The organism is Sporosarcina sp. P20a (assembly GCF_002743175.1).
Taxonomy (GTDB): domain Bacteria; phylum Bacillota; class Bacilli; order Bacillales_A; family Planococcaceae; genus Sporosarcina.
The window spans coordinates 24,177-45,877 of sequence record NZ_PDYT01000020.1 but is presented as its reverse complement, the minus strand read 5'-3'; the positions used below and the strand labels follow the sequence as shown (position 1 = coordinate 45,877).

At 44.9% G+C, this 21,701-nt stretch carries 23 protein-coding genes and 1 riboswitch; of the genes, 15 read left to right on the top strand and 8 right to left on the bottom strand.

Going from position 1 to position 21,701, the window contains the following annotated elements:
• Nucleotides 1-8 precede the first annotated feature (8 nt).
• Entirely contained in the window at nt 9-1,118 is a 1,110-nt protein-coding gene (locus CSV72_RS13450) for a hypothetical protein (protein WP_158232219.1), read from the top strand.
• Nucleotides 1,119-1,159: 41 nt separating this feature from the next.
• Here the strand turns inward: CSV72_RS13450 and bshB2 are convergent, their stop codons facing one another.
• The 3 genes from bshB2 to thiD all read right to left on the bottom strand — a co-directional run bounded on the left by bshB2 (nt 1,160) and on the right by thiD (nt 3,151).
• Complete coding sequence (bshB2, locus tag CSV72_RS13445; RefSeq protein ID WP_099678769.1) at nt 1,160-1,834, bottom strand: bacillithiol biosynthesis deacetylase BshB2; 675 nt, start codon at nt 1,832-1,834, stop codon at nt 1,160-1,162.
• A 14-nt stretch (nt 1,835-1,848) separates the two neighbouring features.
• Nucleotides 1,849-2,199, bottom strand: coding sequence for a YojF family protein (locus CSV72_RS13440; RefSeq protein ID WP_029053511.1), 351 nt, complete (start codon nt 2,197-2,199; stop codon nt 1,849-1,851).
• A gap of 118 nt (nt 2,200-2,317) precedes the next feature.
• Nucleotides 2,318-3,151: a bifunctional hydroxymethylpyrimidine kinase/phosphomethylpyrimidine kinase gene (thiD, locus tag CSV72_RS13435; protein ID WP_099678768.1), complete on the bottom strand. Its 834-nt coding sequence runs from the start codon at nt 3,149-3,151 to the stop codon at nt 2,318-2,320.
• A gap of 195 nt (nt 3,152-3,346) precedes the next feature.
• Between thiD and CSV72_RS13430 the strand changes: the two genes are divergently transcribed.
• The 5 genes from CSV72_RS13430 to CSV72_RS13410 all read left to right on the top strand — a co-directional run bounded on the left by CSV72_RS13430 (nt 3,347) and on the right by CSV72_RS13410 (nt 5,725).
• Complete coding sequence (locus CSV72_RS13430; protein ID WP_099678767.1) at nt 3,347-4,102, top strand: DUF4230 domain-containing protein; 756 nt, start codon at nt 3,347-3,349, stop codon at nt 4,100-4,102.
• A 5-nt stretch (nt 4,103-4,107) separates the two neighbouring features.
• On the top strand, nt 4,108-4,785 hold the full coding sequence (locus CSV72_RS13425; RefSeq protein ID WP_099678766.1) for a uracil-DNA glycosylase: 678 nt from the start codon (nt 4,108-4,110) through the stop codon (nt 4,783-4,785).
• A 23-nt stretch (nt 4,786-4,808) separates the two neighbouring features.
• The gene (locus tag CSV72_RS17050) at nt 4,809-4,985 is read left to right on the top strand and encodes a hypothetical protein (protein WP_029053507.1); all 177 of its coding nucleotides are present in this window, start codon (nt 4,809-4,811) and stop codon (nt 4,983-4,985) included.
• The gene (locus CSV72_RS13415) at nt 4,943-5,245 is read left to right on the top strand and encodes a YwdI family protein (protein ID WP_158232218.1); all 303 of its coding nucleotides are present in this window, start codon (nt 4,943-4,945) and stop codon (nt 5,243-5,245) included. Before CSV72_RS17050 ends, CSV72_RS13415 begins: the two co-directional genes overlap by 43 nt.
• A gap of 99 nt (nt 5,246-5,344) precedes the next feature.
• Nucleotides 5,345-5,725, top strand: a complete 381-nt coding sequence (locus CSV72_RS13410; RefSeq protein ID WP_099634628.1) for a DUF423 domain-containing protein — start codon at nt 5,345-5,347, stop codon at nt 5,723-5,725.
• 38 nt (nt 5,726-5,763) lie between these two features.
• Here CSV72_RS13410 and gerQ read toward each other — a convergent pair whose 3' ends face one another.
• Nucleotides 5,764-6,108, bottom strand: coding sequence for a spore coat protein GerQ (gerQ, locus tag CSV72_RS13405; RefSeq protein WP_099678764.1), 345 nt, complete (start codon nt 6,106-6,108; stop codon nt 5,764-5,766).
• Between the two features lie 838 nt (nt 6,109-6,946).
• A complete protein-coding gene (hemQ, locus tag CSV72_RS13395; RefSeq protein WP_099662547.1) occupies nt 6,947-7,696 on the bottom strand; it encodes a hydrogen peroxide-dependent heme synthase in 750 nt (249 codons plus the stop codon).
• Between the two features lie 216 nt (nt 7,697-7,912).
• Between hemQ and pta the strand changes: the two genes are divergently transcribed.
• Together pta and lipL are read left to right on the top strand one after the other, a co-directional pair.
• Nucleotides 7,913-8,884, top strand: coding sequence for a phosphate acetyltransferase (gene pta / locus CSV72_RS13390; protein WP_099678762.1), 972 nt, complete (start codon nt 7,913-7,915; stop codon nt 8,882-8,884).
• A gap of 66 nt (nt 8,885-8,950) precedes the next feature.
• Nucleotides 8,951-9,787, top strand: a complete 837-nt coding sequence (lipL, locus tag CSV72_RS13385) for an octanoyl-[GcvH]:protein N-octanoyltransferase (protein WP_099678761.1) — start codon at nt 8,951-8,953, stop codon at nt 9,785-9,787.
• Between the two features lie 19 nt (nt 9,788-9,806).
• Here the strand turns inward: lipL and CSV72_RS13380 are convergent, their stop codons facing one another.
• Entirely contained in the window at nt 9,807-10,445 is a 639-nt protein-coding gene (locus CSV72_RS13380) for an RsfA family transcriptional regulator (protein ID WP_099678760.1), read from the bottom strand.
• A gap of 709 nt (nt 10,446-11,154) precedes the next feature.
• On the opposite strand from CSV72_RS13380, the gene CSV72_RS13375 reads away from it, so the two are divergent.
• Nucleotides 11,155-12,444: an HD domain-containing protein gene (locus CSV72_RS13375; RefSeq protein WP_099678759.1), complete on the top strand. Its 1,290-nt coding sequence runs from the start codon at nt 11,155-11,157 to the stop codon at nt 12,442-12,444.
• A 17-nt stretch (nt 12,445-12,461) separates the two neighbouring features.
• A complete protein-coding gene (locus CSV72_RS13370; protein ID WP_099678758.1) occupies nt 12,462-12,968 on the top strand; it encodes a YwgA family protein in 507 nt (168 codons plus the stop codon).
• Nucleotides 12,969-13,016: 48 nt separating this feature from the next.
• Here CSV72_RS13370 and CSV72_RS13365 read toward each other — a convergent pair whose 3' ends face one another.
• Nucleotides 13,017-13,202 (bottom strand): 2-hydroxymuconate tautomerase, encoded by a 186-nt coding sequence (locus tag CSV72_RS13365; protein ID WP_085428108.1) that lies wholly within the window; start codon nt 13,200-13,202, stop codon nt 13,017-13,019.
• Between the two features lie 67 nt (nt 13,203-13,269).
• On the opposite strand from CSV72_RS13365, the gene CSV72_RS13360 reads away from it, so the two are divergent.
• Nucleotides 13,270-13,788 (top strand): YwhD family protein, encoded by a 519-nt coding sequence (locus tag CSV72_RS13360; protein WP_099678757.1) that lies wholly within the window; start codon nt 13,270-13,272, stop codon nt 13,786-13,788.
• Nucleotides 13,789-14,450: 662 nt separating this feature from the next.
• Here CSV72_RS13360 and CSV72_RS13355 read toward each other — a convergent pair.
• On the bottom strand, nt 14,451-16,505 hold the full coding sequence (locus CSV72_RS13355; protein ID WP_099678756.1) for a transglycosylase domain-containing protein: 2,055 nt from the start codon (nt 16,503-16,505) through the stop codon (nt 14,451-14,453).
• A gap of 158 nt (nt 16,506-16,663) precedes the next feature.
• Between CSV72_RS13355 and CSV72_RS13350 the strand changes: the two genes are divergently transcribed.
• The 4 genes from CSV72_RS13350 to CSV72_RS13335 all read left to right on the top strand — a co-directional run bounded on the left by CSV72_RS13350 (nt 16,664) and on the right by CSV72_RS13335 (nt 21,700).
• Nucleotides 16,664-17,080 carry a YwiB family protein gene (locus CSV72_RS13350; protein WP_099678755.1) on the top strand — a complete coding sequence of 139 codons (417 nt, stop codon included), beginning with the start codon at nt 16,664-16,666 and terminating at the stop codon, nt 17,078-17,080.
• Nucleotides 17,077-18,744 (top strand): arginine--tRNA ligase, encoded by a 1,668-nt coding sequence (gene argS / locus CSV72_RS13345; RefSeq protein WP_099678754.1) that lies wholly within the window; start codon nt 17,077-17,079, stop codon nt 18,742-18,744. Before CSV72_RS13350 ends, argS begins: the two co-directional genes overlap by 4 nt.
• A gap of 717 nt (nt 18,745-19,461) precedes the next feature.
• Nucleotides 19,462-19,588: riboswitch (cobalamin riboswitch) on the top strand.
• Between the two features lie 140 nt (nt 19,589-19,728).
• Entirely contained in the window at nt 19,729-20,715 is a 987-nt protein-coding gene (locus CSV72_RS13340) for an ABC transporter substrate-binding protein (RefSeq protein WP_099678753.1), read from the top strand.
• Nucleotides 20,708-21,700, top strand: coding sequence for a FecCD family ABC transporter permease (locus CSV72_RS13335; protein WP_099678752.1), 993 nt, complete (start codon nt 20,708-20,710; stop codon nt 21,698-21,700). The genes CSV72_RS13340 and CSV72_RS13335 overlap by 8 nt, the downstream gene beginning before the upstream one ends.
• Nucleotide 21,701: the final 1 nt, after the last annotated feature.

Below are 21,701 nucleotides of genomic sequence, written 5' to 3'. Positions count from 1 at the left end.
ATAATGAAATGAAGAAAGAAAGGGTGGTCAATATATACGGACATATTACAGAATATATGGGAACGGCTTATACAGGACAAGGCGTGCAGCATAAATATGAGGAGTTGCTCGCGGAATCAAAGAAGACGATATTTTTGAAGTGTTTGCCTACCCATTCCTTATCGCAAGTACTCAATGACTTGGCGGTCTATTTCGTCAACAGGGGCTATAGTGTAGATCGCTTCATGAATCCTGGCCATGTGGATAAAACCGATGCACTTTTTGTTAAAGGACTGGAACTTTTCATCTTGCAAGCATCCCATCCGATTTCATTCGAACCGACAGATCTTGGCAAGCGACATAAAGTCTTTTGCTTTTATGATGTTTATCATCTGGATCAGCTACTTGGACATCATGACGAAGTGAGTGCTTTGTTGAAAGAAGAGCGAATGCACTTCGGTCAGTCGTTGAAGGAGTTAAAACGAGCAAAAGCGATTCATGACGAATGGGAAGCAGTGAATATCGCACGCATGGATTGGCCCCGCCACGAGGAGATTACGGAAGAATTAAAGCGAGAAATATTTAAGACAATTGAGTTAACCAAATCGGCTCACATCTCGCATCGCATTGTCGGTTCATTGTCATCTGGCAGCGCACATGACTTCATCCCGTCTATCACGAAACGAACGAAACGTCGCTTTCTAATCAAGGGATTACCCGGCACAGGCAAGTCGACGATGATGCGTGCGCTAGGAGACGAAGCGCAGCGACGGGGTCTAGATGTGCTGTACGGTTGGTGCGGACTAGATCCCGCAAGTATCGACTTAGTCCTGTTTCCGGAGTTATCGGTGTGTCTGTTTGATTCGACGCAGCCTCATGCTTACGATGCAGAAAGTCCGCGCGATGAATTAGTGGATATCGTGCCGTTATGCGCAGAAGATGAAGAAGCAGAAAAGCAAATCGATGATATTCGACGCCGTTATCAAGCAGTGATTGGGGAAGCGGGCAGTCAGATGAAAGTCGCTGTTCAATCACAAAATAGTGCTAGAATTCAAATGGACCGTGCGTTAAACGTAGAAGTATTTGAGAAGAAGTTACAAGATCTCTATGCCTTTATTAAAGCATTTGAAGAAAAGTAATGGCGTATAAAACACAAAAAAACCGCAGACTCTGCGGTTTTTTACTTGAATTCATGAATATAAAAGGCTTCGTTATACAACCAGTCAAGTGCATCTTTGTCGTTTGCAGCCCATCGTTTTTCCATGTCAGGTAGCATCCAAACTGTTTGAGAGGCATGTGCGCGTAATGCAGCAATCTTTTTATCTGCTACGTTCGGTGTATGGTGCACAACATGCGGCTCACCCAGTTGGTTCAATGTATCATTATCGAATGCTTTCATGTACAGTACCGGTCGATCCGCTTCTGGCATACGGCTCATCGCTTCAATCATGGCCACGCCTGTTGCGTTGTGGTCGGGATGTACAGCAAGCGTCGGGTGGAATGAGATGACTACTGAAGGATTTAATTCTTCAATGAGATCGGTCATCATTTTAATAAGTTTCTCGGGATCTTCAAATTCTATCGTTTTATCGCGAAGTCCCATCATTCGTAAATCTGTCAATCCCATCGCATCACACGCATCCAGCAACTCTTGTTTACGGATTTGCGGTAGTGTTTCGCGGTTTGCAAAAGGAGGGTTTCCGAGATTTCGGCCCATTTCGCCAAGGGTCAAGCAAGCATAGGTAACGGGTACGCCCATTTCAATATATTGTGCAATCGTGCCAGCAGTGCCGAATGATTCATCATCAGGATGAGGGAACACAACGAGTACGTGTCGTTCTTTTTGTAACATCAAAAAAATCTCCCTTCTTAATAAGCAAATGGCGTTTCACTGATTTCAAGCGCTACCGCTAATTTTCCGTCAGGTCCAAGCCCCGCCATCAGTAAACGATTATGTTCGTCAAGTGTATAGTGTGTGATCCCTTGTGCGTAAATCCAGCCACTCGGCAATTTCAAGCCAATGCGGTGAGGGGATTCGCCTGCCACTTTTCCAAGTTCATAACGGATCACGACATTACGAATAAACGCGCCAGCATTGAAAAATCCTTCTTGGAAATGAGAAGCATACGATCCATTTGTCGTTTCCAAATGTATGTAGACATCTTTATTGGCAAAGGAGTCCAGTAACTCCTGTAAATGTTTCACGTCAACAGTTTCCATGCTCATCCTCCTAAATCGTGCAATCTTTCTATTTAATATTATATAGATATTGCCGTTTGAATGCGATTAGACGGCTCACAAAAAAAGTCAGGAGTATACCTGACTTGTAAGCAATTCATTATACTTCCTGCAGCTCAACTTGCGGCACGTCGAACTGATTTTTCGCACCGTGCATGACAGGTCCTACATACTCATTGAGCTTCCAGCCATGCGCAATAGCCGCTGTGACAAACTGCTTCGCTTCAATGACCGCGTCTTTGATCGACAACCCATTCGCCAAATTTGCTGTAATAGCTGCTGCAAACGTACAGCCTGCCCCATGATTATGATACGTATCGGATCTTTCTGCTTTCAGTAACGTAAACGTCAATCCATCGTAGAATAAATCCACCGCTTCCTCATGTTCGAGTTGTTTGCCGCCTTTGATTACGACATTACGTGCACCGAGTTCATGAATTTTTTGTGCCGCTACTTTCATATCGTCTATTGTCTTCGGTGTTTTCATAGAAGCTAATTGTCCTGCTTCGAATAAATTCGGCGTGACGATTTCTGCTTTTGGTACGAGATATTTAATCATCGCATCCGTATTCCCAGGATTCAATACTTCATCTTCCCCTTTACACACCATGACGGGGTCGATGACTACATGATCCAAACCGGATTCGTCAATTGCCTGACCTGCTGTTTGAATGACTTCTTCTGTGCTCAACATGCCTGTTTTGATAGCATCGATGCCAGTAGATAACGCCGTTTTCAATTGTGCTTTCACGACGTCGATTGGCAATGAATAGACATTATGTGACCAATTCTGATCGGGATCCATCGTGACAATCACTGTCACTGCTGTCATGCCATACGTACCGTGTTCTTGAAAAGTTTTCGAATCTGCTTGAATGCCCGCACCGCCTGAAGTATCCGAGCCGGCAATCGTCAATGTTTTCTTCAATGCCATAATAAAACGTCTCCTTCACTTACTAAATTTTCTTGTTACTTATAGTATACAACTAATTGTCGAAATACAAACAACTCGGGTATGATGAAAGTCTAGAAAGCTTGTAATACGTACTGGTTTTGCCAATGAAACCTATTATTCGACAGAACGTACAAATAGAAACGGAGTGTTTGATTAAATGAGAGGGTGTGAGCCATGAGTAAGCATGAATCGTCTAAGAGAGGGAAGAAGGAAATAACGGAGGCTGATGCGCAAGCAGCCGTAACATTTGCTGGACGAAAAAAGACTAAACGGAAGCGTAGGGGAGGACTTTTCGAACTCGCTTTCACTTTATGGTCTTCGTGGAGAAAAACCTATATTTTATTAATTTTAATTATGGTCGCCGCACTTATAACCCTGCCAATCGCAGGTTTTTATTTAATGCAACTGGGCTCTACTTTTTCAGAACAAAAAACTGCTTTTGTTGAGCGTGTCCAAGAGCTTCAACAACTAACAACAGCGGAAGCTTATACGAAAGTGCTCGTCAAACGCACCGACAATGAATTATTTGGCCAAAGCATCGGCGTCAATTTTCCTGGAACGAAACGAAATTTATTAGTAATCATTCCTGGTTCCGTTAAAGCGGGGATTGATTTAAGTAAAATCACTGAGCAAGATATGCGGGTGGATGAAGAAGAAAAACGTATTGAGCTGACAATCCCGAAAGCTGAATTCCTCGGCGGGGCAGAATTGTATTTCGATAAAGTGGAAGTCTATTCTGTAGAAGGACTATTCCGTGGAAAAGCAGATATAAAGGAAGGCTATGAGCTAGCGAATGAAGCCAAAAAGCTGGTTTTAAAAGAGGCGTCCGAACAAGGCGTGCTGGAATCCGCTGAACAGAGTGCTGTAAAAACGCTAAAAGATATGTTTTCATTCGCAGGCTATCGACTGGATATTGAATTTAAGGAGTGATGCATATGGTAGCAGAATTTCGTAATGATTGGGATCACATACTAAAAGATGAATTCGACAAACCGTATTATCAGGAATTGCGTACGTTCTTGCGTGAGGAATATACAAATCACATCATTTATCCGCAAATGACCGATATGTGGACGGCGTTTAAACTGACACCTTTTCAGGATGTCAAAGTCGTGATATTAGGCCAGGACCCGTATCATGGGCCAAATCAAGCGCACGGTATGAGTTTTTCTGTCCAGCCTGGCGTGAAGGTACCACCAAGTTTACGCAATATCTTTAAAGAACTGTCATCGGATATCGGGATGGATGTCCCCACTGAAGGAATGTTGACAGGGTGGGCCGAACAAGGTGTATTATTATTGAATACTGTACTAACTGTGCGCGAAGGAGCAGCGGCCTCGCATCGTGGAAAAGGTTGGGAACGCTTTACGGACGAAGTGATTCGTAAATTGTCGATGCGTAGCGCACCAATTGTCTTTATTTTATGGGGACGACATGCGCAGGAAAAAACGGCATTGATCAACCGCAGGCGCCATGCGATTATTGAATCACCGCATCCAAGTCCGTTCAGTGCGTCCAGAGGATTTTTTGGCAGTAAGCCGTTTACTAAAACGAATGATTATTTACGGGAGTGGGGAAGAGAGCCGATAGATTGGGCGAAAACTACCAAGTGAATAAATTGAGAGGAAGTGTGACGATGGCCGTCAATTGCTTCGATTGTATCTTCTTTTATACAACATGGGATCCTGCAAGTCCGCGCGGCTGCAAGGCATATGGATTTAAGACGAAAATGTTGCCATCTATAGTGGTAAAGCGTTCTTCTGGTATGGAATGCATGAAATTCGAACCGAAAAAGGGGATGAAAATACGATGATCACAGCTGCACAATTGCTTGGAGAAATCGAGCAACAAGTACGCTTGGCGAAACAAACGCAGGATGAAGCGGCACGAAGAGAAGCCATCTATGCTGTGCGAACGTTATGTAATGTCATGCTCAATGATGAAAGACCCTCTACAACGTCCATCCCGCAAGCAATGCAAATGAGCTCTGTTCATGCGACGCCGATTACGTCGCTAAACGAGCAACCATTGCAGGAAGCGGATGCCAATGGAGAGTCACTGTTTGATTTCTAATAGCGCCACAAACCGTTCAAACACCTGTCATATCTACGTGTTTTAATATGGTAGACTGGAAACAGGACATACAAGATTCGTTAGAAAGAAGGAATAATCATGCCGTTTTTTATTATCGCAGGAGCTATTAACGCCGCGATCGCAGTTGCATTTGGGGCGTTTGGTGCACACGCATTGAAAGATCGCCTGTCCGAACATTACTTAGCCGTTTGGGAAACCGCGGTACAATATCAGATGTTTCATGCGATTGCGTTGCTCGCCATAGGTATTTTGATGAGCAGCACATTGCTTGGACCATCAACACAACTATCATGGGCTGGCTATTTAATCTTGGCCGGTATCGTGATTTTCTCCGGAAGTCTGTATGTACTCAGCTTATCTGGAATCGGAATCCTCGGCGCCATCACACCGATTGGCGGCGTTGCATTCATCGCAGGCTGGATCATGTTGATCATTGCCGCGGTGAAATTCGGAAGATAACAAGGGAAAACCGCTCACACATGATGAGCGGTTTTTTCTTATGGCGTTTGGTCGAAGTAATTTAATTCCTCAGGGAACTCCGCATAATCGAAGTAGATCATAGGGAATAAATAGCGTCGCCCTGTATTGGCTTCGCTGAGGATGACGTGATCGCGTCCTGCAGCTTCTACCATACCCGTAACAGACTTCGTATTCTTGCCTGCTTCTACCGCATGTTCAAATGAAAAATGAAAGACACCGGGTTTTCCTCTGTTAAGCCGTAAAATATTCTCGATGTACGACTGCTCTCTAAAAGGCGTATTTGGTGCGTTCCCCTGTACATTTGTTTGTGGCGGGACCATTTGTTGCTGGGCATAGCCGGGATTCCAATAATATTGAACCATTTCAACATCCTCTCCAGATCTGTTAGTTTTACTCGCGGGCAGTCTTGTTGGGCGAGGGAAAGGTGCGTTGCGTTTTGAAGTAGTCTGGTCGTTTCAGACGTTCTTCAGTCTGCGTAAGACGAGCAAGCGCATGTATCCTCTTTTTGTTTTTCGCGATGAAAGCTAAAGCAAAACCCCCTTGGTTGTATCTTATGTTGGAAGGGTGGTGGGTATGAATGAAGTTTTTTTAGAGGGCGTTCTAGGCCTGGGGGGAAGGTACCGTTACACTGCGTTCCAGGCGGACGCGTTTGGGAGGGCCTGCGGTAAGCCTCCTAGTTCGCTAGTGCAAAGATGTGCTCCTAACGCTTCGCTTTTACACGCAAAAGCCGTCCTTCGTTACGGCTTTCGCTCCAATCTCTTCATTGCAAGTGGGTAATACTTCTTGTTGCGCATTGAACTGTCGCAAACGCTCAACAATCTGTTCAAGCGCTCATATTTCCTGCGTAGCCGCTCATTAAACTGATTAAACGCTCATAACTCAAGTCTAACCGCTCTATCATCAGCGACAAGCGCTCATACTGAGTCGACAAGCGCTCATACTGAGTCGGCAACCGCTCATATAAGCTGAATCCACCATATAAGTAGGATTGAAGAGGAAGCTGAGGCGACTCCCGGGAGGATCAGCGAGAGCCGTAGCGTTAGGAGCATGCACTTTTATAGGTTGCATTTGAGTAAGCCACGCCCTCCGGAAAGCGTCCAAAGCTGGAGCTTCAATCCCGAACCACTAGCCCAATTTGCTCTCTTTCTTCGCAACAAAAAAAGCCGCGAAGTGTTTCATTCGCGGCTTCAGTCGTACGTATTATACTTCGAAAAATGCTTCGCGTTTGTCAGCGTCCAAAATTGTACCGATGAAGAACGAGCCGAATACGCCGTAGCGTGCGCTGACTTCGTCAAAACGCATTTCATAGATGAGCTTCTTGAACTGCAACATGTCATCTGAGAACAACGTGACGCCCCACTCATAATCATCAAAACCGACAGAACCGGAAATGATTTGCTTTACTTTACCTGCATATCCGCGGCCAATCATGCCGTGGCTGCGCATTAAACTCTTGCGGTTGTCCATGTCAAGCATGTACCAGTTGTCTTCGCCTTCGCGTTTCTTGTCCATTGGATAGAAACAAACGTATTGGCTACGTGGTAATTCAGGATACAAACGTCCGCGTACATATGGGTTCTGGTATGGATCTTCGTCAGATTCACCTGCTAGGTAATTCGATAATTCAACTACCGACACATAAGAATACGCTGGGATTGTGTAATCCGCAATCGTTAACTTATTGAATTCTGCTTCTAGCTGCTGAAGTTCATCCATTGTAGGACGTAATGTCATTAGCATGAAGTCTGCCTTTTGACCAATTACTGTATAAAACGCATGACTGCCTGTTTTAGCATCATCCGCTTCTTGCATACGCTCCAAAAATGTTAGGAATTCATTGACTGCTGCCTGGCGCTCTTCTTTTGAAATCATTTTCCAAGAAGGCCAGTCCATCGTACGAAAATCGTGAAGTACATACCAACCGTCTAATGTAATAGCTGCTTCGTTCACTTGAATTCAGTCTCCTTTTAAATCAAAGTAGTTTCTATTTCAAGTGTATCATAAACAGTCTTTACTCGTTAAGGAATAAGGTAAGACTACCAATCGCCAATTATGAAATTAAGTATCTAGGTGACAGTTGTCTGAAAACTTCGGAATTCTTAGTGTATTCATCTAGCTTTTCAGGTATGATGAATAGGAAAATATAACAAAGGGTGGGAATGACACATGGCAGATCTTTTTGAAGGTATTCGTAAAACGTTGGAAGGTAAAGGAAAGACGATTGTCTTACCTGAAGGGGAAGACGTTAGAATACTAGAAGCAGCTGTACATCTTCAACAAGAGGGGATTATTACTCCGGTTTTATTAGGGAATGAAGAAACGGTAAATAAAGCAGCAAAAGATGGCGGCTTCGATATTTCTGAAATTAAGTTGATCGATCCTGCAAGCGCTTCCTATTTTGAAGAACTTGCGGAGAAATTCGTTGAACGTCGTGCAGGAAAAGCCACGCTTGAACAAGCACGTGAGCAATTGAAAGATGTAAACTATTTCGGAACTATGCTAATCTATACAGGACGTGTAGACGGTTTAGTGAGTGGGGCTGCACATTCGACAGCAGATACAGTTCGTCCAGCATTGCAGATCATCAAGACGAAGCCTGGTATTTCAAAAACAAGCGGTGCTTTCATTATGATGAAAGAAGATGAGCGTCTGATTTTTGCAGACTGTGCTATTACTGTGAATCCTTCAGCTAAAGAGTTGGCTGAAATCGCTGTGGAAAGTACAAAAACTGCAAAAGCATTCGGAATTGATCCGCGCGTTGCGATGCTTTCATTCTCTACTAAAGGGTCTGCCGTGACAGAAGAGACGGAAAAAGTAGTCGAGGCGGCTAAAATTGCAAAAGAACTGGCACCTGAGCTATTGATTGATGGAGAATTCCAATTTGACGCAGCCTATGTACCAAGTGTGGCAGCGAAAAAAGCTCCGGAATCTGTCATCAAAGGCGATGCAAACGTCTTTATTTTCCCAACATTGGACGCAGGGAACATTGGCTATAAATTGACAGAACGTTTAGGTGGCTACGAAGCGATCGGTCCGATTCTTCAAGGTCTGAATGGTCCTGTTAACGATTTGTCACGTGGCTGTTCCGCAGAAGATGTGTACAAACTGTCTATCATCACAGCCGCCCAGAGCCTATAATCGAAGGTTCGAAGTTTGTGAACCGTCTACATATAATCCAGATCAACCACCATAGGAGAGCTAGACATGTCACAAGATAAACATTTATTGAATCAACCAGCTTGGCGTTTCATCGACGAATCCATTTCAGCGCGTACTCGTTCTGCGCTTGAATCCTTCGCCATGGATGATACGTTATGCCAATTAGTTGGCCAGCAAAAAAGCGCCCCTGTCGTTAGGACGTGGGTACATGACAAGACCATCGTGTTAGGTATTCAAGATCATCGGATGCCGTTCATTCAACAAGCGATGGAAGGAATCGAGCAGCACGGTTATCAGTCAATTGTTCGGAATTCAGGCGGTCTGGCAGTTGTTCTAGATGAAGGGATATTAAATATATCCTTAATCTTTTCCGAACAAAAGTCCTCGATTGATATTCCAGTAGGCTATGAAGCGATGCTATCACTAGTTCAGCTATTATTCCCTGAACTAGGCGAACGGATAGAAGCCTATGAAATTGTTGGATCTTATTGTCCTGGATCGTATGATTTAAGTGTCGACGGCAAGAAGTTCGCGGGGATCTCTCAGCGACGTCTGCGCCAAGGAGTCGCTGTACAAGTGTATTTATGCATTGAAGGCAGTGGTTCAAAACGAGCGGAGATCATTCGTGAAGTCTACGAGAAGGGCTTACAAGGACAGCCGACAAAATTCAGCTATCCCGTGATCCAGCCTGATACGATGGCGTCGTTATCGGAAATTCTCGATACGCATTTGACGGTCAATGAAGTCGTTATTCGTCTGCAAATATTGTTGCGCTCGTTGACAGAAGATGTGCAACACGGTGGATTAACAGACGAGGAAATGGAATTGTACGGGTTTTATTTACAACGCGTCTTTGAACGCAATCAAAAGATGCTGTCATAGAACGAAAAAAAGCTGCCAATCAGTTATTGATTGGCGGCTCTTTTGATGAGATTAGATTTCCATTAGGTTCCATTTTGAACAACGGTGCTATGTGCTCGCTTTCTTCATTCAAAGCGATTAATCGGCGTGCACGATTCATAATTTGGACAAATTGCTCATAATCGTCTTTCAATGTTCTGTTCTCTTTTTTCAGATCTTCTATTTGCGTTTCCAGCGATTTCATTTGTTCCGTCGCTGTTTTTGCTGTCTGTCTCCATCGAAGTGCATCCGTATCCGCACCCCCGTTATGATGCATGCGAATCAAATACGCGATGACCGTGTCGAGCGATAGGGCGGATAAGGGAACCTGTATTTTCTCTTGGCCATCTGCGCCTGTCTCGGGGTTGTACATTTGCTGGTTACGTCTTTTAAAATCTGTACCTAGCACACGTAACGTTTGCTTTCTCTCTTTCTTCGCTTCGGAGAGTTCACTCTCGTAGTCTCTTCGCACGACTGCATTCCATCTGAACCCGCAAGCTGCTGCTGTTCGATTCAGTGCGTCGCCTACTTCCTCAAATGCACCTAGCTGTGTACTTCCTTCTCTTACATGTCGTAGCACCGTCTCTGCCAATAATTCATCGTCCTGTTCTAACCATGCATCTTGTCTAACTTTCACCATCTCCATGCCTCCTGTCTTGTACTCTCTTTCTACTGCCATTATGACCACGAAATGAGTCTTTTATTCAGAGAGTCACAAAATTCTATCAAGATGGTAATAAAGTGGGCAGGTTTTTGGGTGAGTGGGAGTTAAATATGGTAGTTGGTAGGGTGTTGGGGTGGGAATTGGCGCTACGGAGGGGGACGCTTTCCTAGAGGGCTCGCGGTGAGCCAACCAGTCGCGTTGCTCCCTTGGTTGTCTCACCTGTCGAGCTGATCCTCTGATAGTCGCCCCCTCCTACGCGCCAATTCCTTGCAGTGTGAGTGGATGATGCTCTTTGTTGCTCATTAAAATAAGTGTTGTAATGAATTTCGAACTTCAGGACTTGGACTTAAATAAGTTAAGACAAAACAACAGTTCACATACCACCTACAGTGAGTGATCTAAGTACCACCACTCATTAAGTAGGATGGAAGCGGAAGTTGGGGGCGACTCCCGATGGATCAGCCCGATCAGGTGAGACAACTAAGAGAGCTTAGCGAACAGTTGGCTCACCGCGGGCCCATGGGAAAGCGTCCCCCAACTGGAGCTTCCATCCCCAAGTAGACACTAAGTCCTTCACGTTTATAAACACGTGCCATCATCAACCGTTTAAAATCCGTCATAGAGTACTATGTCACGTTCCGTCGTTTTTTGTTATACTGGAACGAATGAAGGATGAGGTGACGACATGGCGTACCAAAACGAAAAACTGTCCGAAGAGAAAGTGTTTAAAGACCCCGTGCACCGCTACATACACGTCCGGGATCGCGTAATATGGGACCTGGTCAACACACGCGAGTTCCAGCGATTGCGTAGGATTCGCCAGCTCGGCACCACGTACCTAGTGTTCCACGGCGCAGAACATAGCCGCTTCCAGCATTCGCTCGGTGTCTATGAAATCGTTAGACGAATTCTCGATGACGGCTTCAGTGGGCGTGAAGAATGGGACGAAGAACAGCGACTCGTCGCTCTTTGTGCAGCGCTATTGCATGATCTGGGACACGGTCCGTTTTCCCATGCATTTGAAAAAGTGTTCAATCTGGATCACGAACAATTCACCCAGCAAATTTTATTGGAACAGACAGAAGTCCATGAAGTGCTGCGTCGTGTGTCGCCAGATTTCCCTCAAAAAGTGGCAGATGTCATCGACAAAACGTATCCTGATAAATTGGTCGTCAGCTTGATTTCCAGTCAAATCGACGCAGACCGTATGGATTATCTTCAGCGCGATGCGTATTACACTGGCGTTTCCTATGGCCATTTCGACATGGAACGGATTTTGCGTGTCATGCGTCCGACCGAAGATCAAGTCGTCATCAAGCAGAGCGGTATGCACGCGGTGGAAGACTATATCATGAGCCGCTATCAAATGTACTGGCAAGTTTATTTCCACCCCGTGTCGCGAAGTGCAGAAGTGATTTTGATCAAAATTTTACACAGAGCGAAACATTTATTTGAAACTGGGTATGCATTTAAGCAAGAACCTATGCATTTCATCTCGTTCTTCGCACAAGAGTTCAAATTGAAAGAGTACATAGCTCTTGATGAGGGCGTGTTATTGACGTATTTCCAGCTGTGGATGGAAGAAGACGATACGATTTTAGCGGATTTATGCGATCGCTTCGTGAACAGACGGCTATTTCAATATGCCGAATTCGATCCTGCAGTGCAGTACATGAAATTCGGTGAACTTATTACATTATTCAAAGAAGCAGGGCTCGATCCTGACTATTATTTAGTGACGGATTCTTCATCTGACTTACCGTACGACTTTTATCGTCCGGGTGAAGAGAATGAGCGTGTGCCGATTTATTTACAACTAGAAAATGGCGATTTACGTGAACTATCACGGATGTCTGATGTAGTCGAAGCGATATCAGGCAAACGCAGAACAGACCATAAAATTTATTATCCGGAAGATTTATTAATAGATGGAAACCCGTTGCATGAGAAGATTTTGGAATTGTTAAGAGGTTAAGAGAGGGGTTGCGGGACTTGCTGCAAGAGCATGCAAAAATCGTTCAGTTTATATCGTTGGCGAATGAAGTAAATGGCCGTAAGAAAATGCAGAAGATGGTTTATATATTAAAAAAAATGAATTTCCCGTTTGCTGAGAAATACGAACTTCATATGTATGGTCCTTATTCGGAAGAACTGACATTGCGAGTGGAAGAATTGTGTGAAATGGGCTTTTTGGCTGAGCGTTTCGAGGACAAGGGTTCGTATAAGCAATATTGCTATCAAGTGACGGATGAAGGGTCGAAATTCCTTGCGACAGCGGAAGCACCGAAAGAACAGTTGCCAAAATGTATCGAGCGATTGAATGAGAAGTCGTCACGCTTTTTGGAATTGGTCTCTACATTACTGTTTTTCGATCAGCTCGACAAAGAGGATCAAATTGCTAAAGTACGTATCGTGAAAAACAAACTGAATTTTACTGATCAGGAAATGGATCAAGCTTTTGCCTTCATCGAAGAGATGCAAGTGAATTCAGTCAGCTAAATGGATCAAGTGAAAAGGATTCTCGCGATGAGAATCCTTTTGCTGATTTTACTGTTCACTCATAAGTTTCCCGTTCTTAAAAAGATGATTTTTTGGCATTTCTTCAATGAAAACTGTTACGCTATCAGTAGTAGCACCAGTCGTTTCCACAACGGCTTGCGTAACTTTTTCACATAGTGCACGTTTTTGGTCGTCAGTGCGACCTTCAAGCATTTTTACTGTGACGTATGGCATTTCATTTCCTCCTTTGCAGAAAATTCAGGTATAGTACATATAATAACAGAGACGGAGGGCGATTTACATGGCAAGTGAGCAAAATTCAAAACCAAAGTTAGGCTTTACAATAATAAAAAATGACCCCACAGATGGACATAAAGGATTCGGCATCGGTTCGTTGTCGCTAGAAAACATTTCGCCTGTGATCATCGATGTAGAAGCGGGTACGGCACAAGTGGAAATGGGTGCTATGCATGCTCGTAGTGATACGGAACGAGGCATCAAATTTACCACAGACCGCAAAGATTCTGAAGGCGGCAAACCATACTGGCTCGTTTGGGTGACAATTGATTACCGTGAAGAAGGTCCATATTACGCAGGAATCACTGCGTGTGAAATGGTCGTCAACCGTGAAAAAAGACGCGGCTATAAGTTACTCGCAGACCACGTGAACCGTATGGATAAATCAATGAAGCGTCAAATTATCGTAGACGTAATGGACGATCGTTCGAAAAAAATTCTTAAAGACTTTCTGAAGTCGCATAACGCAGAACTGTGGGAACGTAGTACACCTGAATTACACGAAGGTTTGCGTACGGAGTAAGACCTAAAACAACATCATTGAAAAGTACAAATCTCGTCAAATACGTCAAAAATGTGACAATTTGCATTACGTCCTCTTTGAGGTTGAATGTCTGCAACAAAGGAAGTAAACTAAACATACAGCTTTGCGCTGTAATCTAGGACACCCGCTATGTAGACAGTCGTTTGATGAAACCACAAACCCAAGCAGTGCGGATTCATTCGATCCCTGCATAACGGTCAAAAAGCCTCGCTCTCCGCGGATACGGAGAACGAGGCTTTTTTTAATGGGGATTTGAGGATTTACTTTATTTGTGGCGTTTATATTTTGTGTCTATTCGCTCAATCGCGAAGGCTGTTTGCTCAATGCGAGTGGTCAAGCGCTCTATCTGGAGACGAATCCGCTCAATCACCCTGGCAACGTGCTCATAGTTCGTCGTTAACCGCTCAATCGCGACGGCTATCCGCTCTATGCAAGCAGCCACCCGCTCATTGTCGTCTGCCCCTAGAGCTCAATTGCCTGTGCGCTCAATATTTCGTGTACTCGCTCATTGTTGATGCACGACCGCTCTATGAGGAGAAATGTCCGCTCTATCATGGTCTGTATCCGCTCATAATTACAGGTCATGCGATCAATCCCGCCGCTTACCCGCTCATAACTCAAAAAATCCAAATCACTCCACATCACTCAAAAAACGAAAATGGGAATAAATCCATTTTAGAATTTTGCTCTTCTCCTGAATTTTGTTCTCTCAACGAGCGATCCGTACATAACTTTTTCGGAACATCTTTATCCTTTACATAGACCAATCGCTGCTTCGTGCATTCATTGACCGCAATTCCGCCAGTTTCGATATCGACAACGACGCTTTGTACACCGGAGGGGGGAAGGAATGGTTGTGGCGCCGTTCCTTCATGCGCAGCCTCCATGAAATCAATCCAGACTTTTTTCGAGACTGTTTTATCTTCTAAATCCTCCAGTTGTTTTCCGCGATCGAAGCCTGTCCAGATGCCCGCTGTTAATGTGGGCGAGAAGCCAATCAAATACTGATCCGATATCGTCGTTCCGGACTTTGCCGCGTAAGGCCGTGTTTGTTTCGGGCGCATCGACAAACCTGTAGAAGTTAAATAATCATTGAAGACAGGGTCAAACATTCCAGTCATTAAATGCGTCAGCACAAACGCGTCTTGTTCGGACATTGCTTGCTTCGGTTTATTCGAAGGATGCTCATAGACCAGTTTTCCGTTCGCATCTGTAATCGATAGAATCATTTGAGGTTCGACTTGTTTCCCTTTTGACGCAATGCGATTATACGCTGACGTCATCTCGAACAGTGTCACATCGGAAGTTCCGAGAGCAACGGCAGGGGATTCAGGAAATGCGACATCGATGCCAAGTCGCTGCGCCATTTTCGTGTACGGTTTGTAACCGACTTGCTCAAGCGTTTTGACTGCATAAATATTATCCGAAATCGCAATTGCCTGTGCCAATGAAATCGGCTTCGCCGCAAACTCTCCGTTAATATTGCTCGGCTCATACGTCGAACGACCGTCATCATACGTAAACAGCGTCTTTTCGGCTGTCATGAATGTTAAGGGGTTCATCCCTTTTTCCAGCGCTGCCGCATAGAGAATCGGCTTCATCGCAGACCCCGGTTGACGTTTTGCTTGAGTCACACGGTTAAAGGAACTATCGCCAAAATCCACTCCGCCGACCATCGACGTGACGAATCCGGTGTCTGCAGCCATGGAAATGAATCCAACTTGCAGATCATTTGCAGGCATTGCTTGTTGAATGGCTTGTTCTGCCGCTTGCTGGTGCTGTTGATTCAACGTCGTTCGGATTTGCCAGCCACCTTCCGCAGGTACTCGACCTTTCGAAGCAAGGATGTCTTCCGCCTGTTGCCACGCAGCGTCCAAAAAGTAAGGAGCCACTTGCTTCATGTCTTTCCAACTCTCTGTCTGCAACACGATACGCTCTTCCACCGCGCGTTCCTTTTGCGCAGTTGAGATATAATCATATTCCTCCATTTGATCGAGTACGAGAAGTTGGCGGTTGCGTGAATTCTCTGGGTTATCAAGAGGTGAATAAATGGAAGGACCTTTTGCGATTGCTGCAATTGTAGCGGCTTCTTCCAATGTCAGTTCTTTCGCGGCTTTGGAGAAATAAAATCGACTAGCCGCTTCTACGCCGTACATTCCATGGCCAAAGTAGACAGTATTTAAATAACCTTCCAAAATCGTATCCTTGTCATAGAAAATTTCCAGTCGATAGGCAAACAGCGCCTCATGGAGTTTCCGTGTCCAAGACTTTTCGTGTGTCAAATACAGATTCCGCGCATATTGCATAGTAATCGTACTCGCTCCTTGCGCCTTACTCATCGTTTTTACGTCTTTCAGAACTGCACCCGCAATTCGTTTATAATCAAATCCATTATGCGAATAAAATTGCTTATCTTCCGTTGCTACGAAAGCATCCGAAAGAAAAGGGGACATATCGGATAGCTTCATCCAATAACGTCTATGTTGTGAAAAATGATCCCCGATCTGATGCCCGCTATGATCGAGGAACAATGAAGCCTTTGGTACGCTCAATGAAGGGGCGCCAAGTACTTGAGCATATATTCGAAGGGCGATTAAGACAGTCACGACCGCGGCTATGGACGTGATCGATAGGGATAATACAATCTTTTTCCACTTTTTGCGATTAGTGGACTTTATATAATCGGTACGTTTCATTGCTCATCACATCCCGTTCCATTCAGTATCTTTTGACAGTATGGGACGGTTATGGCCGGATTAAACGACTCACAGGAAAAGTTTAGACGTGTAACATTGAAACTGGTGCCGGAAGAAGTGTATAATGAGTGAATCTATTTACTTAAGGCGGTGAACGAATGGAAGCGCCAAAAATGCAAGTTCAGCTCCGTTCCGTTATTCAACATCCAGAACAGCAAGCAGAAACGCATACGATGCAAGCGACTGGAGAAATCATTGAGAAAAAAGGGCAGGCTTACTTATTGTTTGAAGAACGATTAGAAGGAATGCCAGCAGTCCGAACGACCGTGAAATTACATGCCGAAGATGCCTTCATCATGCGTAAGGGCGGTGTGCAGATGCGATTGCCGTTCAGACAAGACGATGTTCGTTTCGGCACATACGGGAATGGCCCAGCAGTTATGGATTTAGCCGTTCGTACGAATCAACTGGAGTGGGTACCTGGACGCTTTACGGTAGCGTACGACTTACATTCAGACGAAAGTTTATTAGGGGAATACCATTTGACAATAACCTACTCGGAGGTAACACAATGAATGCAGTAGAGCAGATTCAACATGAAATTAAAGAAGCCTTGAACCAAGCTATTGAAAAAGCACAACTAGTCGAAGGTGCAGATATTCCAGAAATTAAACTGGAATCACCAAGAAGTAAAGAGAACGGAGACTATGCAGCGAACATTGCTATGCAGTTGACGAAACTTGCGAAAAAGCCACCACGTGCGATCGCGGAAAGTATCTTGGAGCACCTTGATACGACGAACACCGCAATCGACTCCATTGAAATTGCTGGACCTGGTTTCCTCAATATCCGTTTAAAAACAGACAGCCTCGGGGATATCGTGAAATCTGTCCTCGACCAAGGAGCAGACTACGGACGTTCAGACAGCGGACAGCAACAGAAGATTCAAGTTGAATTCGTCTCAGCGAACCCAACAGGCGACTTGCACTTAGGACACGCACGCGGGGCTTCCCTTGGTGATTCATTATGTAATATTCTCGACAAAGCTGGCTATGACGTAGCACGCGAATACTATATCAATGATGCGGGTAATCAAATAAATAACTTAGCGTTATCTATTGACGTTCGATATTTCGAAGCGCTTGGATTAGAAAAAGAAATGCCCGAAGATGGCTATCGTGGTGCAGATATTATCACGATCGCAAAAGGCCTCGTCGAACAATACGGCGACAAGTATGTCCATGTTCCAGAAGAAGAGCGACTGGCGTTTTTCCGTGAACACGGCTTGAATATCGAACTGGATAAACTAAAGAAAGACTTGGCAGACTTCCGCGTTCATTTCGACCACTGGTTCTCGGAAACGTCTCTATATAACAATGGCAAGATCGAAGTCGCACTCAATAAACTTCGTGAAAATGGTCACGTCTATGAAGAAGACGGTGCCACTTGGTTCCGTTCCACTACATTTGGCGACGACAAAGACCGTGTGCTGATCAAACAAGACGGTTCATTTACGTATTTAACGCCAGACATCGCCTATCACCAAGATAAATTGAGTCGCGGATTCGATAAACTCATCAATATTTGGGGAGCGGACCACCACGGATATATTCCACGTATGAAAGCGGCAATCCAGGCACTTGGCTATGACCGCGATACGCTTGAAGTAGAAGTGGCGCAAATGGTTCAGCTTTATAAAGACGGAGAAAAGTTCAAGATGAGCAAGCGAACAGGAAAAGCGGTCACACTACGTGAACTTGTAGAAGAAGTCGGCCTAGATGCTGTACGTTATTTCTTCGCGATGCGCTCAGGCGACGCACAAATGGACTTCGATCTAGATTTGGCAGTATCCAAATCCAATGAAAACCCTGTCTACTACGCACAATATGCGCACGCGCGTATTTGCTCAATCTTGCGTCAGGCAAAAGAACAGAACGTAGAAGCGTCAACAGACAACGTCACGCTATTGCAAGACGAAAAAGAGCTAGAGCTACTAAAGAAACTCGGAGACTTCCCGAAACTAATTAGCGACTCAGCTCGCATGCGCGCACCACACCGGGTGACAACATATATCCAGGAACTCGCGGCTACATTCCATAGTTTCTACAATGCTAATAAAGTGCTCGATCCGGAAAACAAAGATCTTTCCGAAGCGCGTTTGGCTTTGATTACAGCAACTAAAACTACGATTGCCAACGCGTTGAAACTGGTTGGCGTTAAAGCACCTGAAAGAATGTAATATGTTGAAAATGGCCAAGCGGGTTTACTGCTTGGCTTTTTTGCTTTCGCTTTTTGAGGGGGAAGGGGAAGAGCAAAAGCCGTCCTCCGTAACGGCTCTCACTTCGCTTCACTGGTGTTCCTTTCTGAGTTAGAGAATGAAGTTCAAGAGCTTACAAGCAATTGTTTTCTAAGGTTGTGAGAGGAAAAGCACCGTTACGCTACGTTCCAGGCGGACGCGTTCGGGAGGGCTCGCGGCAAGCCAACCAGGTCGCTGCGCTTCCTTTGGTTGTCTAGCCTGTCGAGCTGATCCTCCCCGAGTCGCCGCCTTGCACTTCGCTTCACTGGTGTCCTTTCTTGAGTGTGAAAGTGAAGTTCAAGGGCACACCTCGTGTTTTCTTGTCATATCGAGTAGGGGATGTAATTGATGCGTTGCGTACTTATCTTGTTGAAAAAATGAATATGTCCAAAAAGTTCCAATGGCCCTAGACGCATCAACAACTTAAAAGCGGTTCAACCTGCCAACACAACAAAAAGTAAGGAGTGAGGCGGAAGCAGGGGGCGACTCCGGGAGGATCAGCCTGACAGATGAGACAACCAAAGGGAGCAAAGCGACCTGGTTGGCTCAACCAAGGCCCTCCGGAAAGCGTCCCCCTGCTGGAGCCTCACTCCCAAACACGTTTCAATCTCCTCCTATCCCCTGTACAACCACCGCTATTATCGCTATAATAAGTCATAATTACATATCTTCTGAAAAGGTTCTCGAAACTTGAGATGAAAAGCGAAATCGGTTCAAATCCGATGCGGTCCCGCCACTGTAAGTGCGATGCACAAGCCAGGTCACCTGCCTTTTTAGAAAATGAAGTTCCGCGGCAACCTACGAGGATAGGTACAGTGGAAGAAATCATGCGCTGATTTCATCCCACCTAATCCTTCGAACTATCGGAGGTTTTTTTCATGTCTGCGGCTTGCGTAATGCACCACACATATTAGAGGAGGAACACACATGAAGAAGTTTTGGCAACTGATGCTGACAGCAATGATCGCGGTACTACTACTTGCAGCATGCGGAAGCGACAGTAAAAAAGAAGAAACACCGGCAGATGAAAATCAGTCTGGCGAAGAATCGAAAACAGAACAACAATCAACGGATACAACGAGTTATCCATACACGTTGACAGATGCAACCGGTGAAGAAATTACATTTGAACAAGCGCCGGAAACTGTCATTTCATTAATTCCAAGCAACACGGAAATTTTATTCGGTATTGATGCAGGTGATCAAGTTATCGCAGTAACAGAAAACGATGACTTTCCTGAGGAAGTAGCGGATCTTGATACAGTAGGGGACTTTACGGTCAACGTGGAAAAAGTCATTTCATTGCAGCCGGAAGCGGTATTTGCACATGAAATGATGATGGGTTCGAATGAAGAAGGTTTGAAACAAATTCGTGACGCAGGCATCCCGGTAATCGTCGTACCGAATGCGGGAACTTTTGATGAGACATATGAAACAATTGAATTGATTGGTAAAGTCATGGACAAAAATGTGGAAGCGAATCAAATCGTTGAAGATATGAAGACAAAAATTGCGGATATCGAGAAGAAAGCAGCGGACATCACGGACAAGAAGCGCGTGTTTGTTGAAAACTCCGATGCACCTGAAATCTATACGCCAGGAACAGGGACATTCCCTCAGCAATTCTTGGATATGATCCACGCTGAAAACATCGTGACAGAAGAAGGCTGGATTATGATCAGCCCTGAAACAATTGTAGATGAAAATCCGGATGTGATTTTAGCTATATATAGCTATGTTCCGAACGTCGTAGAAAATATTAAAACGCGTGACGGGTTTGATGCGGTGACTGCGGTCAAAGAAGATCAAGTTATTCAACTGGATGAAGATATTACAAGCCGTACAGGTCCACGTTTAGCTGATGGATTAGAATTGTTTGCGAAAGCAGTCTATCCTGAGGTATTCGGTGAATAAAACCGCTCTCGCCTATGTCGTGTCGATTGCCACATTGCTTGTGGCGATCTGGCTCGGCGTATCGATCGGTACAGTGAAAATACCAATAGAGACGCTATGGAATCAATCGGATGCGACTGCGAGTAATATTTTGTGGAAGATCCGTATGCCGCGTGTGTTGCTGGCAGGAATCGTCGGTGCATCACTGGCTATTTCAGGAGCCGCTTTCCAAGGGCTATTGAAAAACCCATTAGCTGATCCTTACACCCTCGGAGTGTCATCCGGTGCCTCTGTCGGCGCCGTGATCACACTCTTTTTTGGTATTTCACTACCGATTCTTGGCGCATTCACCTTACCCGTATTTAGTATGATTGGTGCCGCGGTGACGATGTTTCTAGTGATCGGTTTTGCACGTCTCGTCGATCGGTCAATGAAAATGGAAACGATTATTTTAACAGGAATCATATTTGGTTCATTTCTCGGTTCCGTACTGTCGCTGATGATTGCGTTAACGCAAGAAGAACTCCGTCAGATTGTCGGTTGGCTGCTTGGTAGCGTATCGATGCGCGGTTGGAATTATATTGTAATGGTACTACCGTTTTTCATCATCGGCTCATTCATGCTGTGGCTCAATCGCCGTGAATTGAACGCTTTATTATTCGGTGAAGAACGTGCACATCATCTCGGAGTCAATGTCAAACAGCGTAAATTGATGATTTTGCTAGGTGGTTCGGTATTAACAGGTTCTGCTGTTGCTGTATCTGGAACAATCGGCTTCGTCGGCCTAGTTGTACCTCATATGACACGCATGTTATGGGGCTCCGATCACCGTCACGTATTGCCGTTATCATTATTTAACGGTGCTTCATTATTGATCATTTGCGATCTCGTAGCACGAACTATTATTTCACCGGCTGAATTACCGGTCGGTGTCATTACAGCATTCATTGGCGCTCCGGTGTTTGCCTATATCTTTTACAAACAACGTAGAAAAGGAGCGATGTGAA